This window comes from Enterobacteriaceae endosymbiont of Donacia dentata (assembly GCF_012570745.1).
Taxonomy (GTDB): Bacteria; Pseudomonadota; Gammaproteobacteria; order Enterobacterales; family Enterobacteriaceae.
The window spans coordinates 296,401-313,560 of record NZ_CP046212.1; the positions used below are offsets into that span (position 1 = coordinate 296,401).

13 protein-coding genes and 3 tRNA genes are annotated in these 17,160 nt (G+C 19.8%); 2 read left to right on the forward strand and 14 right to left on the reverse strand.

Annotated features, from left to right (window positions below; all coding sequences use genetic code 11):
- Positions 1-70: 70 nt before the first annotated feature.
- The 5 genes from ybeY to GJT90_RS01470 form a co-directional block, all read right to left on the reverse strand.
- Positions 71-529 carry an rRNA maturation RNase YbeY gene (ybeY, locus tag GJT90_RS01450; RefSeq protein WP_168920118.1) on the reverse strand — a complete coding sequence of 153 codons (459 nt, stop codon included), beginning with the start codon at positions 527-529 and terminating at the stop codon, positions 71-73.
- Positions 530-544: 15 nt separating this feature from the next.
- The gene (gene miaB / locus GJT90_RS01455) at positions 545-1,885 is read right to left on the reverse strand and encodes a tRNA (N6-isopentenyl adenosine(37)-C2)-methylthiotransferase MiaB (protein ID WP_168920119.1); all 1,341 of its coding nucleotides are present in this window, start codon (positions 1,883-1,885) and stop codon (positions 545-547) included.
- Positions 1,886-1,947: 62 nt separating this feature from the next.
- Positions 1,948-2,019, reverse strand: a tRNA-Gln gene (locus GJT90_RS01460).
- 8 nt (positions 2,020-2,027) lie between these two features.
- Positions 2,028-2,117, reverse strand: a tRNA-Leu gene (locus GJT90_RS01465).
- 14 nt (positions 2,118-2,131) lie between these two features.
- Positions 2,132-2,207: transfer RNA gene (locus tag GJT90_RS01470), tRNA-Met, on the reverse strand.
- 104 nt (positions 2,208-2,311) lie between these two features.
- On the opposite strand from GJT90_RS01470, the gene glnS reads away from it, so the two are divergent.
- A complete protein-coding gene (glnS, locus tag GJT90_RS01475; RefSeq protein ID WP_168920120.1) occupies positions 2,312-3,952 on the forward strand; it encodes a glutamine--tRNA ligase in 1,641 nt (546 codons plus the stop codon).
- Positions 3,953-4,008: 56 nt separating this feature from the next.
- On the opposite strand, the gene fldA is transcribed toward glnS, so the two are convergent.
- A complete protein-coding gene (gene fldA / locus GJT90_RS01480) occupies positions 4,009-4,521 on the reverse strand; it encodes a flavodoxin FldA (RefSeq protein WP_168894779.1) in 513 nt (170 codons plus the stop codon).
- 26 nt (positions 4,522-4,547) lie between these two features.
- On the reverse strand, positions 4,548-5,327 hold the full coding sequence (locus GJT90_RS01485; protein WP_168920121.1) for an alpha/beta fold hydrolase: 780 nt from the start codon (positions 5,325-5,327) through the stop codon (positions 4,548-4,550).
- 172 nt (positions 5,328-5,499) lie between these two features.
- On the opposite strand from GJT90_RS01485, the gene pgi reads away from it, so the two are divergent.
- Positions 5,500-7,116, forward strand: coding sequence for a glucose-6-phosphate isomerase (pgi, locus tag GJT90_RS01490; protein ID WP_168920258.1), 1,617 nt, complete (start codon positions 5,500-5,502; stop codon positions 7,114-7,116).
- Positions 7,117-7,304: 188 nt separating this feature from the next.
- Here the strand turns inward: pgi and GJT90_RS01495 are convergent, their stop codons facing one another.
- The 7 genes from GJT90_RS01495 to nusA form a co-directional block, all read right to left on the reverse strand.
- Positions 7,305-9,002, reverse strand: coding sequence for a DEAD/DEAH box helicase (locus GJT90_RS01495; RefSeq protein ID WP_168920122.1), 1,698 nt, complete (start codon positions 9,000-9,002; stop codon positions 7,305-7,307).
- 202 nt (positions 9,003-9,204) lie between these two features.
- Positions 9,205-11,313, reverse strand: a complete 2,109-nt coding sequence (gene pnp / locus GJT90_RS01500) for a polyribonucleotide nucleotidyltransferase (RefSeq protein ID WP_168920123.1) — start codon at positions 11,311-11,313, stop codon at positions 9,205-9,207.
- 76 nt (positions 11,314-11,389) lie between these two features.
- Positions 11,390-11,659: a 30S ribosomal protein S15 gene (gene rpsO, locus GJT90_RS01505; protein ID WP_168920124.1), complete on the reverse strand. Its 270-nt coding sequence runs from the start codon at positions 11,657-11,659 to the stop codon at positions 11,390-11,392.
- Positions 11,660-11,707: 48 nt separating this feature from the next.
- Positions 11,708-12,652, reverse strand: a complete 945-nt coding sequence (gene truB / locus GJT90_RS01510; RefSeq protein ID WP_168920125.1) for a tRNA pseudouridine(55) synthase TruB — start codon at positions 12,650-12,652, stop codon at positions 11,708-11,710.
- A 39-nt stretch (positions 12,653-12,691) separates the two neighbouring features.
- Positions 12,692-13,045 carry a 30S ribosome-binding factor RbfA gene (gene rbfA, locus GJT90_RS01515; RefSeq protein ID WP_168920126.1) on the reverse strand — a complete coding sequence of 118 codons (354 nt, stop codon included), beginning with the start codon at positions 13,043-13,045 and terminating at the stop codon, positions 12,692-12,694.
- Between the two features lie 56 nt (positions 13,046-13,101).
- The gene (gene infB, locus GJT90_RS01520) at positions 13,102-15,417 is read right to left on the reverse strand and encodes a translation initiation factor IF-2 (RefSeq protein WP_168920127.1); all 2,316 of its coding nucleotides are present in this window, start codon (positions 15,415-15,417) and stop codon (positions 13,102-13,104) included.
- Positions 15,418-15,453: 36 nt separating this feature from the next.
- The gene (gene nusA, locus GJT90_RS01525) at positions 15,454-16,944 is read right to left on the reverse strand and encodes a transcription termination factor NusA (RefSeq protein ID WP_168920128.1); all 1,491 of its coding nucleotides are present in this window, start codon (positions 16,942-16,944) and stop codon (positions 15,454-15,456) included.
- Between the last annotated feature and the right edge of the window lie 216 nt (positions 16,945-17,160).

Below are 17,160 nucleotides of genomic sequence, written 5' to 3' on the forward strand. Positions count from 1 at the left end.
TAAAAAAATAATAAAATATTTTTTATAAAAATAATTTATTATTATATATTTTAATTTTATTAAAAATTTTTTATAAATATGGATTTTTATATCCAAGTAATTTAAGTATATTAATTTCTTTTAATTCCATTAAATTTGCTTCATAAAAATTTTTATGCTTATATTTTAATAAATGTAAAACTGAATGTATAATAATATGAGTATAATGTAATTTTAATGTTTTTTTTTGTAAAATAGATTCATATTCAATAATTTCTTTACATAAAATAATATCTCCTAATAATGTTTTTTTTAAAAAATTATTTTCTAATAAAAAAGATAAAACATTAGTTGGTTTAGATATTTTTAAATATTTTTTATTAAGTTTTTTTATAATATTTTTTTTTACTATAGAAATAGTTATTTCAACTTTTTTAATGTTTTTTTTTGTAAAAATTATATTCAACCAATAAAAAATTTCATTTTTTGTTGGTAAATTATTATTATTTTTACAATAATTATAATAATTTAAAATAATATTTGATTTCATAAAATCCTAAATAAATTAATTTTTACAAACAGAAATAAATTTTGCGTATAAAGAGTATAAATAAGAATCAATAATTTTTACATTTACAAATTCACCAATACAATTGTAATTGTTTGTAAAAAAAACAGTTCTATTATTTTCTGTTTTTCCAAAATATTGATTATTTTGAGTAGATATACCTTCTACTAATACAATTTGTATTGTATTTATCATTTTTAAACTAAATTTTTTAGTTTGTTGTTTTAAATAATATTGTAATAAATATAATCTTTCTTTTTTTTCATTTATACTTATATTATCTTTCATTTTACTAGCTGGAGTTCCAGGTCTAGCAGAATAAATAAAACTAAAACTCATATCTAAGTCAATGTCTAAAATTAATGAAATAGTATCATAAAAATCTTTTTTAGTTTCACCAGGAAAACCGACAATAAAATCCGAGCTAATTTGAATATCAGGTCTAATATTTTTAAGTTTATTTATAATTTGAATGTATTCATTAACATTATATCTTCTTTTCATTAAAGAAAGAATTCGATCAGATCCACTTTGCACTGGTAAATGTAAAAAATTTACTAGTTGAGGAATTTTTTTGTATATATTGATTAAATCATCAGAAAAATTTTGAGGATGACTTGTAGTATATCTAATTCTTTTAATATTTTTTATTTTAGATATCATTTTTAATAATTTAGTAAAATTACAATAATCTTGTTTTATAATATTTCTATAATTATAGGAATTAACATTTTGTCCAAGTAAATGTATTTCTTTAACTCCTTGTAATGATAAATTTTTAATTTCTAAAATTATATCTTTATAAGGTCTACTTATTTCTTTTCCTCTAGTATAAGGAACTATACAATATGTACAATATTTATTACAACCTTCCATAATGGTAACAAAAGAACTTACATTTTTTGTTTTGGTTAAAGGAAAGAATTTAAATTTTTCAATTTTTGGGAAACTTATATCAATTAAATATTTTTTGAACTTACGAACTTTATATATCATTTTAGGTAATCTATGAAAAGTTTGAGGACCAAAAATAATATCTATATAATATGCTCTTTTTAATATTTTTTCTCCTTCCTTAGAAGCAACACAACCTCCAACTCCAATTATAATTTCTGGATTATTTTTTTTTAAATTTTTCCACCTTCCTAATTGATGAAATAATTTTTCTTGTGCTTTTTCTCTAATAGAACATGTATTTAATATTAAAATATTAGCATCTTGGACAGATTTAGTAATTTTACAATTTAATTCTTTTTTCATAATATCAATAATTTTTGAGGAGTCATATTCATTCATTTGACAGCCCCAAGTTTTAATATATAATTTATTATTTAGCATAATCAGATTACAAAAATTATTTTTATAAAAAAATCGAATAAAAGTAATAATGTTAAATTATTCTGGGGTACCTGGATTTGAACCAGGGATGCCGGTATCAAAAACCGGTGCCTTAACCACTTGGCTATACCCCATCATATTTTGCGGAAGACGAGACTCGAACTCGTATTATCTTTTTTAAATAGCCAGAACCTAAATCTGGTGCGTCTACCAATATTTCCGCCACTTCCGCAGAAATAATTTCTATAGCTACGATGGGAGTTGAACCCATGACCTCAGCGTTATGAGTGCTGTGCTCTAAACCAAACTGAGCTACGTAGCCAACAATTATTTTTATATTATGTAAATAATTAAGTATAACGTCAACTAATTTATTTATAAAAATTAGTATTTAAAATTAAATTTAATAAAAGGAATAAACGTAAAATGTATAATTATTATAAAAATAATTTTATTTTTCGAATTATAGATAATGATATAAAACAAAAAAAATATGATATGATTTGTACAAGATTTCCTCCTGAACCTAATGGATATCTACATATAGGTCATATAAAATCTATTTATTTAAACTTTTTAATAGCTAAACATTATAAAGGAAAATGTTTTTTAAGAATTGATGATACTAATCCTTCTACAGAAAATGTTCAATATATTAAATCTATTATCAAAGATTTAAAATGGTTAGGATTTAAATGGGATGAAGAAATTAAGTATTCTTCAAATTATTTTAATTTAATGTATAAATATGCCATAGAATTAATAAATAAAAATTTAGCTTATGTTGATCAATTAAATATTAATGATATTAAAAATTATAGGGGAACATTATTAATACCAGGGGAAAATAGTCCGTATAGAAATCGTTCAAAACAAGAAAATTTAGAATTATTTGAAAAAATGCGTTTAGGTTATTTTCCTGAAGGTAGTATGTCTTTACGTGCAAAAATTAATATGAAATCAAAAGTAATTGTAATGAGAGATCCTGTATTATATAGAATTAAGTTCAAAAAACATCATCAAACTAATAAAAAATGGTGTATATATCCTACATATGATTTTAGTCATTGTATTTCAGATGCAATAGAAGGTATTACACATTCTTTATGTACATTAGAATTTCAAGATAATAGATTATTATATAATTGGATACTAAATAATATTAGTATAGGATTCCATCCTAAACAATATGAATTTTCCAAATTACAAATAGAATATAATATTACTTCAAAAAGAAAAATTAATTTACTAATTAAAAAAAAAATTGTAAATAATTGGAATGATCCTCGTTTATTAACTATTTCTGGACTAAGAAAAAAAGGATATACTCCTTCTTCTTTAAAAGAATTTTGTTATCGTATAGGTGTAACAAAACAAAATAATATTATTGAAAAATCTTTTTTAGAATATTGTATAAAATTTAAATTGAATAAGATAGTTCCTAGAACTATGGCAATTTTACGACCTTTAAAAATAATTATTAGTAATTTTTCTCCAGAACAAAAAATAAAATTATCTATTCCTAATCATCCTAATAATTTAAATATGGGATATAAAAATATTTATTTTACAAAAGAGATATATATAGATATTTTAGATTTTTCTGAAAAAAAAAAAAAAAATTATAAAAGACTTGTTTTAGGTAAAAAAGTACGATTAAGATATGCTTTTGTAATTAAAGCAAATAAAATTATTAAAGATAAACATGGAAATATTCTTTATATTGATTGTAATTATTATAAAGATACATTAGGGATGAAAATTAAAAAAAAACAAGAAATCAAAGGAATTATACATTGGATATCTTGTTCTTATTCAATTTCAGCATATTTTTATTTATATGATATTTTATTTATAAAAAAAAATATTAATAATTCTGATGATATTTTTTCTATTTTAAATAAAAAATCATTATTAATATATAATGGTTTCATAGAGAAAAATTTACTAAAAGAAAATAAAAATAAACATTTTCAATTTGAAAGAGAAGGATATTTTTATTTAGATAAAAAATATAAAAACAAAATTATTTTTAATAGAATCGCGTCATTAAAAAAAAATAATTAATTTAAAAAAAATAAAAAAATAAAATCAATTATATTAATATAATTGATTTTATAATTTTATTTTTTTAATTCTTTAGATATTTGTTTAGTCCATGTTATAATACGTGAATTTGTTAATTCTGGCTGTCTATCTTCATCTATAGTTAATCCTAAAAAATAATTTTTATTTTTTAAACTTTTAGTACTATAAAAATTATAACCTTTAGTAGGCCAATATCCTATAATTTGTGCTTTATTTTTTTTTGTTATATCATAAATAATTTTTATTGCATCACAAAAATAATCTCCATAATCTTCTTGATCACCACAACCAAATAAACTTATAATTTTATTTTTAAAATTAATTTGTTGTAAAATAGGTAAAAAATCATCCCAATCGCATTGAACTTCTCCATAATACCATGTGGGTATTCCAAATAATATAATATTATATTTTTCAATATCTTTTTTTTCTGTTTGAGAAATATTAAATACTGATGAAATTTGATTTCCTAATTGTTTTTGTATTTTTAATGCAACATTTTCTGTATTACCTGTATCACTACCAAAAAAAATACCTATTTTTGACATTTTTTATTATTTTTCTCCAATAAATATTATTTATAAAAAAATTTTAAAATAAAATGAAAAATTAATTTTTCATTTTCAATATGTAACAAATGACCAACATTAGGAATATTATAAATTTTAGCAAAAGGAAATTGACGAAATATGTCATTATAATATATAAAATTTATATAATTAGATAATTCGGCTTTTAAGAAAAAAATATTCCCATTCCATTGAGGAATTATATTCCAATCTAATATTTTTTTATATTCTTTTTTTAAAATTTTTAAGTTAAAATTCCATTTTCCATTTTTAAATGATTTTAATAATACATTTATTATATACACATTTTTAATATGTGATTTCATTATTTGAAAAATTTTTTTTCTAGTTAAAATATTTTTTTGATATATTATATCAAATATAGTAAAGATATTATTATCATAATATTTATATTTAATAGGAGCAATATCTAATATCACAATAAATTTTATTTTATGAGGTATTAATTGAGTAAGTTTCATCGCTATTTTACCTCCCATAGAATGTCCTATAATAATAAGATTATCTTTAATATTTAAGAAATCTAAAGTATCTAAAACATCTTGAGACAAAAAAATATAATCCATTTTTCTTCTATAAGAAATTGATAGTCCATGATTTCTTATATCTAATAATATAATCTTATATTTTAAATATTTATTTAAAAATTTTCCCATTACATATAAACTTTTCTTATTACCAAATAATCCATGAAGTATAATAACTGTATATTTATTTTTAATAAATAAATTACTATATGGAATAATTAAATAACTTAAAATCATATAAAATAAACTCAATATAAATATAGTATTATATTATATATAAATTTAAAAAATTGATTTTTAATAAATTTTAAATTTGTGATATAATTTTTTTATTATAAAAATTTGATGTTTAAAAATATTATTTATTTTAAAGTTTATATCTTATTATATAATAAATAATATGTATATTATGAAAAATATTAATCCTACAAAAACTATTTCTTGGAAAAATTTACAAAATCATAAAAAAGAAATTAAAAAAATTACTCTTCATCATCTTTTTAAACAAGATGTAAATAGATTTAAAAATTTTTCAATTAATTTCGAGAATAATATTCTTTTTGATTATTCAAAAAATATAATAAATAAAAATACAATAAAATTTTTAATTGGTTTAGCAAAAGAAACTAATTGTATTAATGCTATTAATGCATTATTTTATGGTAAAAAAATTAATGTTACAGAACAACGTTCAGTATTACATATAGCAACAAGAACTAATAATTTTTTATTAAAAAATACAAAAATACATAATAATATAAATTTTATTTTACAAAAAATTAAAAATATTTCTGATGATATTATTTCAAAAAAATGGAAAGGTTATACAAATAAAAAAATTAAAAATATTATAAATATAGGTATAGGTGGATCAGAATTAGGACCATTAATGGTTACAGAATCATTAAAATCATATAAAAATAAATTGAATTTATTTTTTTTATCTAATATTGATTCTGATCAATTAGTAGAGATTATAAAAAAAATAAAACTAGAAGAAAGTTTATTTATTATTGTATCAAAAACCTTTACTACACAAGAAACAATAACAAATGCTTTAAGTATAAAAAAATGGTTTATGAAAAATGTTATTACAAACATAAATAAAAATTTAATACTATTAAAACATTTTATTGCTGTAACAAATAATATTAATGCTGCAATAAATTTCGGTATTAATAAAAATAATATTTTACCATTATTATCTGAAATAGGAGGACGTTTTTCTTTATGGTCTTCAGTTGGATTATCTATTTCTTTATCTATTGGTTTTTATAATTTTAAAAAATTATTAAAAGGAGCTAATAAAATGGATAATCATTTTTTTTATACTCCTATAAATAATAATATTCCTATTATTATGGCATTAATTAGTATTTGGTATAGTAATTTTTGGAATACAGAAACAGAAGCAATAATACCTTATTCTTATAATATGCGTTTTTTTCCACAATATTTACAACAACTATGTATGGAATCTAATGGTAAATCTATAGATAGAAATGGAAATAAAATAAAATACCAAACAAGTCCCATAATATGGGGAAATATTGGTACTAATGGACAACATTCTTTTTTCCAAATGTTACATCAAGGAACGAAATTAATACCATGTGATTTTATAGCTTCAGTAAATAATTTAAACAATTCTTTTAAAGAACATCATAATCAATTAATTTCAAATTTTATTGCACAAACTAAAACATTAGCATTTGGTAATACTAATAATAAAGATATATTACAGGAAAATATATATAAATATTGTTTTGGTAATCATCCAAGTAATTCTATTTTTTTAAGAAAAATTAATCCTTATAATTTAGGATCATTAATTTCTTATTATGAACATAAAATTTTTATACAAGGAGTGATATTAAATATTTTTTCTTTTGATCAATGGGGTGTTGAATTAGGTAAAAAAGTAGCTAATATTTTGTTAAATGATATTAGCCAAGAAATAAAAGAAATAAATAAATATGATAGTTCAACTAATGGATTAATAAATTTTTATAAGTCTTTTAGTTAATTTTTATTAATTAAAAATCAATAAATGAAATTTATTTAATTAATAAAAATAAAAAGTAATGTTTTATAATATATATATTTTTTATTTAAAGGTAATATTATAAATACAATTTAAATATTATTAATATAATAATATTTATATATTTTACTAATTAAATAATGTTTTTTTAAAAAAATTTTTACCAAGTTTTATATATCTTTTTTTATAATTTTATTATTTTTAAATTTAAAGTTAAGATTTTTATATGATCTTTTAAATTTAGGTATTAAAAGAAAATTTATTTTTTTATTTAAAATCCTAATATTAGGATATTGAATAATATTTTTTTTAATTTTTGAGTTTAATTCAATAGTACTATAACTAGTAAATAATTTAACATTACCAATATTATTACTATTAATATTAAATTCATTAATAATTGCTCCTACAATATGACGAACTTCTACATTATCTTTTTTCCCTATATTAATACGATATATATCCATATAATTTTTTATTTTTTTATATTTTTTTATATAATTATTTTTAACAAGATTTGATTTCTTATAAAATTTTTTTCTTGTATTATAAGAAGGATCAGGAGGTAAAATGAGAGGTCTTTTTTCCTGTGCCATTTTTAATAAAATAGTCATTAATGTTTCTTGATTTATATCAATTTGAATTAATATTTTTGATAAAATATTTTTATATTTTTTTAAATCTATATTATTTACTTCCTTTTGTATTTTTACAATAAATTTTTCTAATCTTTTTTGACCTAAAATTTTTGAATTTGGTAATATTATTTCATTAATATTACATTTAATTCTACGTTCAATATTTTTAAGTAATCTTTTTTCTCTGTATTCAATAAATGTTAAAGATTTACCTTGTCTACCTGCTCTTCCTGTTCTACCTATACGATGAATATATGATTCTATATCCATAGGAAAATCATAATTTATAACTAGATTTATTTTATCAACATCTAAACCTCTTGCAGCAATATCTGTAGCAATTAAAATTTTTAATTTTCCATTTCTAAATTTTTCTAAAGTTTGTTCTCTATTACTTTGTTTCATATCACCATTTAATGGTGCACTATCATAACCAAATTGTTTTAGTATATCTGATATTTCAATTGTAGATGTTTTCATTTTAACAAATATTAAAACTGCATCAAAATTTTCAGTTTCTAAAAATTTCATCAAAGCATCTATTTTTTTACCATATATTATCCAATAAGTTTGTTTAATATCAGGAATAGTTTTAATATTTGTTTTTATAAATATTTCATATGGATGTATCATAAATTTTTTGGTTATATTTTTTATTCTTTGTGGCATTGTTGCTGAAAATAATGAAGTTTGATATCCTTTAGGTATTGTTGATAATATTTTTTCTACATCTTCAATAAAACCCATTCTTAACATTTCGTCAGCTTCATCTATAACTAAACTACGTAATTTAGTTAAATTAACAGTTTTTTTTTTTATATGATCTAATAAACGTCCTGGAGTAGCTATAATAATTTGTACTCCTAAACGTAAATTTTTTAATTGTAGATGATATGACTGTCCTCCATATAATGGAGCAATATTTACACCATGAATATATTTTGCAAAAACTAATGTAGCTTCTGCTACTTGTATCGCTAATTCTCTTGTAGGTGTTAAAATTAATACTTGTGTTGCTTTTATAGATAAATTTAAATTATTTAATAGTGGTAATATAAATGCTGCAGTTTTACCACTTCCTGTTTGTGCTATTCCTAATACATCTTTACCTGTTAATAAATAAGGAATACATTTTTTTTGTATAGGAGAAGGTTTTAAATAACCTGTATTATTTAATGATTTTAAAAGAAACTTATTTAAACCAAATTTTGCGAAAGTAATATTAGTCATTCATTATGTTCCTTAATATATTTAAAAAAAAGATTAATATTTTATATTAATAAATAAAATATTTATAAATATTTAAATTGTAATTATGTTTAAAATAAACATAATTACAAATATTAATAATTAATTTTCACAAATTACTACATTAATTACTATTTATCTTTTGATAATGTTATTCAAATTAATTTTTTATACAAAATAAAAATTAAATTTTTTTACTAACATTTTTATTAGCAGCTTTTATACTTAATCTAATTCTTCCTTGTTTATCAATTTCCATAACTTTTACAAATACATTTTGTAATAATTTTAAATAATCACTAACTTTATTCACATGTTTATTAGCTATTTGAGAAATATGTACTAATCCTTCTTTTCCATTACCTATAGAAATAAATGCTCCAAAATCAACAATACGAATCACTTTACCATTATAGATTTTTCCAATTATTATATCTGCTGTAATTTCTTCTATACGACTAATTGCAAATTTAATTTGTTCATTATTTTTAGCTGCTATTTTTATAACTCCATTATCTTCTATTTCAATAATTGTATCAGTTTCTTCTGTTAAAGCTCTAATAACAGAACCTCCTTTTCCTATCATATCTTTAATCTTCTCCGGATTAATTTTAATGGTATGAATTCTTGGTGCAAATTCTGAAATATTTTTTCTAGGAAAACAAATAGCTTTTTTCATTATTTTTAAAATATGTAATCTAGCTAATTTTGCTTGTGCTAAAGCTAATTTCATAATTTTATAGGTTATACCTTCTATTTTCATATCCATTTGTAATGAAGTAATACCTTTTTCAGTACCTGCAACTTTGAAATCCATATCACCTAAATGATCTTCATCACCTAAAATATCTGATAATATTATAAAATTTTTATTTTCTTTAATTAATCCCATTGCTATTCCAGCAACAGCATTTTTTATAGGAATACCTGCATCCATCATAGCTAAAGAAGCACCACATACTGAAGCCATTGAAGAAGAACCATTTGATTCTGTTATCTCTGATACAATTCTTATTGTATATGGAAAATTATTTATGTCAGGCATTACTGGGATTAATGATTTTTTTGCTAGATTACCATGACCAATTTCACGTCTTTTAGGATTACTAATAATCCCAATTTCACCAACAGAGTAAGAAGGAAAATTATAATGAAATAAAAAATTATCTATTTTATTATTAATTAAATTATCTAAAGATTGTGCATCTCTAGCAGTACCTAATGTTGCTGTTACTAAAGCTTGTGTTTCTCCACGTGTAAATAAAGCTGAACCATGTGTTCTAGGAAGAATTCCTGTACGTACATCTAAATTACGGATCATATCATGTTCACGACCATCAATTCTAAGATTTTTATCAATAATATTTTTTCTTACTATTTTCTTTTCTAATTCATAAAAAATTTCATTTATATGATTAATAGATGTATTTTCATATTCTTTTTCTTCTTTTAATAATTCAATAATTTTTAATTTAATTAAATCAATTTGATTAATTCTATTTTGCTTTTCTTTAATACTATATGCGTTTATTAAATCTTTTTGTGATAAAAAAATAATTTTTTGTTTAAGATTTTTATTTATAGGATATAATGTCCATTCTTTATCTTTTTTTTTAACTTTATTAGATAAATGAATAATATTATCAATTAATTTTTGTTGTTTATTATGACCATATATTATTGCATTTAAAATTTGTTCTTCAGTTAATAAATTAGATTTTGCTTCTACCATTAAAATAGCTTTTTTTGTACTAGTAACAATTAAATCTAATTCACTATTTTTCATCTCTTTTATACTAGGATTTAGTATATATTTTTTATTAATATAACCAACACGAGCAGTTCCAAATATTCCATTAAAAGGAATTCCGGATAAATTTAAAACAGTAGATGCTCCAATAATAGCTACAATATCCGGATTAATATCAGGATTTAAAGACATAACAGTAGCAATTATTTGTACTTCATTTAAAAAACCTTTTTTAAATAATGGTCTTATAGGACGATCTATTAAACGAGAAATTAATATTTCTCCTTCACTAGGACGTCCTTCTCTACGAAAAAAATTACCAGGAATACGTCCAGCAGCATATGATTTTTCTTGATAGTATACCGATAATGGAAAAAAATTTTGTTCTGGTACTACTTTTTTATCTACTACCATTGTTACAAAAACAGCTGTATCATCAATACTAACCATTACTGCTGATGTTGCTTGTCTAGCTATCATTCCTGTTTCAATAGTTACAGTATTATTACCATAACGAAATCTATGAATAATGGGATTTAACAAAATAAATATCCTTTAAAAAAATTTAATATTAAGAATTTAAACTTTTAAAAATTTATAAATAATATTAAAAATATATTTATTTTTTTAATCCTAAATCTTTAATTAATATGTTAAAATCATGCAATTTTTTTTTTTTTAAATAATTTAATAATTTTCGACGTTGTGATATCATATGTAATAATCCTCTACGACTGTGGTGATCTTTTTTATGTAAATTAAAATGTTTATGTAAATAATTAATTTTAAATGTTAGTAAAGCTATTTGTATTTTTGTTGATCCTTTATCTTTATCATTTATTTTATATTTTTCTATGATTTTTTCTTTTTTTTCTTTATTAAAATACATAATTAAACTCCAATAAATTATTTATTAATTAAAATAATTATAAAATTTTTAAATGAAATTTATTAATTTATATTTTGTTATATAACCTTCATTATTAATTTGACAAACACCTATAAGGTTATAGGAATTATCTTCGAATATACGGAATATTTTGTATTTTTTTACTAAAGGAACAATTTTTATTTTTTTTCCATTTTTAATATTATTTATTAATGTAAATGATAAATATAATTTAGGTAAATAATTTATCATATAATTAATTGGTAATAATAATTTATCTATTAAAAAAACATTTAATTTATTATTTTTATAATTTTCAATTAAAATATTTAACTGTTCAATAGTTATAACATTTTTGTGTAAAATAGAAATATGAGATATTTGTATTCTACGTAATTTTATTATATGTGCTCCACAATTTAGTTTATCTCCTAATTCATCAATAATACTGCGTATGTAAGTTCCTTTAGAACAATTAATTTTTAATTTAATTTTATTTTTATAAAATTTTAATAACTTAATGTCATAAATTATAATTTTTCTTTTTTTTAAATGAGAAAAATTAATTCCTAATCTAGCATATTTATAAAGAGGTATACCTTTATATTTAAGAGCAGAATACATAGGAGGAATTTGTGTATTTTCTCCTTTAAAAAAATTTATTTTTTTAATAATATTTTCTTTATTTACATAAATATCTCTTTTCTTAATAAGAACACCATCTTTATCAGCAGTATTAGTTTTTTCACCTAACAATGCCGTAACTATATAAATTTTATTTTTATTTATTAAATAACTACTAAATTTAGTATATTCTCCTAAACAAATCGGCAGCAAACCACTAGCAAGTGGATCTAATGTTCCTGTATGACCTGCTTTTTTTGCTCTAAAAATAATTTTAATATATTGAAGAAGTTTATTTGATGTATAACCTGTAGATTTGTCAAGTAATAATAAACCATTTATATTACGTTTCTTTATTTTTTTAGACATATATTAATTAATATTTATATTATAATTTTACTTATATAATTAAGTATTTTTTTTAATTTTACTTAAAATATCATTAATATATTTTCCTTCTTTTAAAGAAAAATCTAAAAAAAATTTAATTTTTGGTATTTTTCGTAAATTAATTTTATTTTTAAGAATATATCTAATATATTCTGTAATATTATTTAAATGATAAAGTGAATTTTGTTTATTATTTATTTTTTCTTCTTTATATGGTAATATTATAAAAATTTTTGCATATGAAAAATCTTTTGATATTAATATATCAGTAACAGTAATAAATTTATTAATTCTTATGTCATTAATATTATTTTGTAATATTTTTGCTATTTGTTTTTTTAATTCATATGAAATACGTAAATTACGATACAAAAAACCCCCATTTTAATATTTAATAATATTAAAAAATATTATTCTATTTTTAATTACTATTTTTTTATAATTTCAGTTTTTGAAAAAACTTTTATTTTATCTCCTATTTTAATATCATTAAAATTTTTGATACTAATTCCACATTCCATACCATTACGTACTTCATTAACATTTTCTTTAAATCTTCTTAAAGAATCAAGTATTCCTTGATAGATAATATTTTTATTTCTTAATAATTTTATTAAATTATTACGTTTAATAAATCCATATGTAACTATACACCCAGCTATAATTCCTATTTTAGGAATTGTAAAAATACTTCTTACTTCTGCTAATCCTAATAATTGTTCTTGATATTTTGGTAATAAAAGTTTTTTTATATATTTTTTCATATCATCTATTAAATCATAAATAATAGAAAAATATTTAATTTTTATTTTTTCTGTTCTTATTAAATTTTTAGCAATATTATTTGCTTTAATATTAAAAGCAATAATAATAACATTATTTTTATTACTAGCTATTGCAAATAATACATCTGTTTCTGTAATTTCTCCTACTCCTGAATTAATAATTTTTATATTAATTTTTTCATTAGACAATTTAATTAAAGTATCTTTAATAGCTTCTACAGAACCTTGTACATCTCCTTTTAATAAAATATTTATTTCATGAATGTTTTTATTATTATCATTTAAATCTAAAAATATTTTTTTAAATTGTTCTTGTTTTTTTTCTAATTTAATTTCACGATATTTATTTTTTCTATATAATGCTACTTCTTTAGCTTTTTTTTCGTCATTTACTTCTATTAAAATATCACCAGCATATGGAATTTCAGATAAACCTAAAATTTTAATAGGAGTAGAAGGTCCAGCTTGGATTATATTTTCTCCTTTAAAATTCATTAATCTTTTTATTCTACCATAAGTACATCCACATAATACTATATTTCCTTTTGTTAGTATTCCTTCTTTTATTAAGATATTAGCTATAGGACCTTTTCCTTTATCTAAATAAGAATCAATAACGATACCTTGAGCCATACCTGTATTAATTGCTTTCAATTCTAACATTTCGGCTTGTAATAAAATAGCATTTAGTAAATCTTTAATACCTTCTCCTGTTTTAGCAGAAACATTAACAAAAATATTATCTCCGCCCCATTCTTCAGGTATAATATTATACCTACTTAAATCACTTTTTATTTTTTTAAAATTTGAAATTTTTTTATCGATTTTATTAATAGCAACTATAATAGAAACTTTTGTTTTTATTGCGTGTTTTATTGCTTCTATAGTTTGTGGCATAACTCCATCATCAGCTGCAATAACTAATATAATTATATCTGTAATTTGTATTCCTCTTAACCTCATAGAGGTAAAAAATTTATGTCCAGGAGTATCAAGAAATGTGATATTTTTATTATCAAATTTTATTTCATAAGCATTTATATATTGAGTTATTCCACCTACTTCTTTTAAAGCAATATTACTAGAAAAAATATAATCTAATAAAGAAGTTTTACCATGATCTACATGACCCATAATTGTTACTATAGGAGATCTTGTTTTTGGTTTTATATTAATATTATTTTTATTATTATCAATTAATAATTTTTCTATATCATTTTCATGACGTAATATAACTTTATGTCCCATTTCTTCTGCAATTAATTGAGCAGTTTCTTGTTTTAAATATTGATTAACATCAGAAATTTTTTCTCCCATATTTGTCATAATTTTTATTAATTCTGAACTTTTAACAGCCATTCTATTCGATAATTCTAATATACTAATGGTCTCATTAATAACAATATCACGGTTAATATTTTTAATAGGTTTATTAAAATTTTGATATAATTTAGAAGAATTTAATTTATATTTTTTATTAGTAGTATTTTTTTTCTTATCTTTATAATTTTTAGAATTTATTTTATATTTTTTTTTCTTATATATTTTTTTATTAAAAATATCATTATTTATATTTTTATTTTTTGAATTTTTTTGAACATAATATTTTTTATTTTTGTTTATTTTTTTTTTATTTAATTCTAAATAATTTTTTTTCTGATAATCTGTAATATTTTTTATATTACTAACTTTTTTGTTTTTAATTTTTATAGATTTTTTTTTACCTTGATTATTGTTGACATATGAAACATTATATTTTTTTTTATGTAAAGTTAATAATTTTAAATTTTTTATTTTTTTATTTTTTAAATATATTAAAAGTTTTTTTTTTTCTTCTATATTAACAATATCATTTTCTAATTTAGAAATACCTGTATCAGAAAAATATTTGATTATATTTTTCACTGAAATTTTAATTTCATTAGCTAAAGATTTTATAGTTATAACAGCATCTATCATGCTGTCTACTCCTCTATTTTTATAATTAATTATGTATTATTTTTTTTTATTAAACCAACAAATATTTCGTGCAGACATAATTATTTTTCCTGCTTCTAATTCATTTAGATTATCTATATCAGATATATCTTCAATACTTTGTTCTGCTAAATTTTCAATAGTTAAAATTCCTTTATTTATTAATAATTCAGATAATTTTTTATCAATTCCTTTTAATTGTAACAAATTATTTTTAAATTTTTCATGATTATTTTTCCTTATTAAAGATTCATTATTTATATTTTTAGCTAATTTTTTAATTTTTTTTAAATAATTCATTTTTAAATTAAAACTATTAGTTATCTTACATAATTTATTTAGTGGAATTAATATTAAGTCTTTAAAAGAAGATATCTTCCCATCCTCAACTATTGTTTTTGATAATTTATATTCTATTTTTAAATGTTTTACAAACATATCAATAATATTATTTTTTTCTTGTTTATGTTTATGAAATAAATCATTTTTAGTCATAACATTTAATTCCCAACCACTTAATTGTGATGCTAAACGAATATTTTGTCCATGTCTGCCAATAGCTTGTGCTAAGTTATTTTCCTTTACTACAATATCTATAATATGTTTTTTTTTATTTAAAATAATTGTTGATATTTCAGCAGGAGACATTGCATTAATAACAAATTTTTCAGGATCAGAATTCCATAATACAATATCAATACGTTCTCCATTTAATTCGTTAGAAATTGCTTGTACTCTAGCACCTCTCATGCCTACACAAGCTCCTACAGGATCTATTCTTTTATCATTTGTTTTTACAGCAATTTTAGCTCTAGATCCTGGATCTCTTACAACACCTTTAATTTCAATTAATCCTTCTGCTATTTCAGGAACTTCTATATGAAATAATTCAATTAACATTTGTACTTTAGATCTACTTAAAAATAATTGTGTTTCCTTAACATTTTCTTTAATATAGAAAAGTAGACCTCTTATTCTATCTCCTAGTCTAAAATTTTCTCTTGGTAACATATCAGAACGTAAAATAATAGCATCAGTACTATGTCCTAAATCTAAATTTAAGTATTTTCTATTTACTTTTTTTACTATTCCACTTAATATTTTACCTTCTTTTTTCTTAAATTTAGCAATAGTAATAGCCTTTTCAGCTTCTCTTACCTTATGTACAATAACTTGTTTAGCAGCTTGAGTAGTAATACGATCAAAATTAATAGATTTTATTTGATCATAAATATAATCACCTAATTTTAAATTATTATCTTCAATACGTGCAGCATCTAATGTAATTTCTTTAGTAGGATAATTAACCTTTTTTACAATTAACCATTTTCTAAAAGTATTAAAATTACCATTTTTGCGATCAATATTAACAAATACTTCTATATCTTGTTCATATTTTTTTTTTGTAGCACTAGCTAAAGCACTTTCCATAGCTTCAAATATTTTTTCACGAGGTAAAGATTTTTCATTTGAAACTGCTTCAATAACAGCTAATATTTCTTTATTCATCCTAGTTATCCTTAAATATTAAATTCTAAAATTAGAAAACTAGATTATATTCAAAGATTATTACTTATATTAGCAATATGAATGTATTTTTTTAATAAAAATAATAATTATTTGAAATAATATTTTTATTATCTATATAAATATATCTACATTATAGATTAATTTTATTTAATTCAAAAAAATTTTATCAGTATAAATATATAAAATAATTTTATA

Bases quoted from the DNA above. Each gene is read 5' to 3' on its own strand.
- truB (WP_168920125.1), bottom strand. From the start codon at position 12,652: ATGTCTAAAAAAATAAAGAAACGTAATATAAATGGTTTATTATTACTT.
- miaB (WP_168920119.1), bottom strand. From the start codon at position 1,885: ATGCTAAATAATAAATTATATATTAAAACTTGGGGCTGTCAAATGAAT.
- GJT90_RS01495 (WP_168920122.1), bottom strand. From the start codon at position 9,002: ATGACTAATATTACTTTCGCAAAATTTGGTTTAAATAAGTTTCTTTTA.
- rpsO (WP_168920124.1), bottom strand. From the start codon at position 11,659: ATGTATTTTAATAAAGAAAAAAAAGAAAAAATCATAGAAAAATATAAA.
- glnS (WP_168920120.1), top strand. From the start codon at position 2,312: ATGTATAATTATTATAAAAATAATTTTATTTTTCGAATTATAGATAAT.
- GJT90_RS01485 (WP_168920121.1), bottom strand. From the start codon at position 5,327: ATGATTTTAAGTTATTTAATTATTCCATATAGTAATTTATTTATTAAA.
- ybeY (WP_168920118.1), bottom strand. From the start codon at position 529: ATGAAATCAAATATTATTTTAAATTATTATAATTATTGTAAAAATAAT.
- infB (WP_168920127.1), bottom strand. From the start codon at position 15,417: ATGATAGATGCTGTTATAACTATAAAATCTTTAGCTAATGAAATTAAA.
- pgi (WP_168920258.1), top strand. From the start codon at position 5,500: ATGAAAAATATTAATCCTACAAAAACTATTTCTTGGAAAAATTTACAA.
- fldA (WP_168894779.1), bottom strand. From the start codon at position 4,521: ATGTCAAAAATAGGTATTTTTTTTGGTAGTGATACAGGTAATACAGAA.
- nusA (WP_168920128.1), bottom strand. From the start codon at position 16,944: ATGAATAAAGAAATATTAGCTGTTATTGAAGCAGTTTCAAATGAAAAA.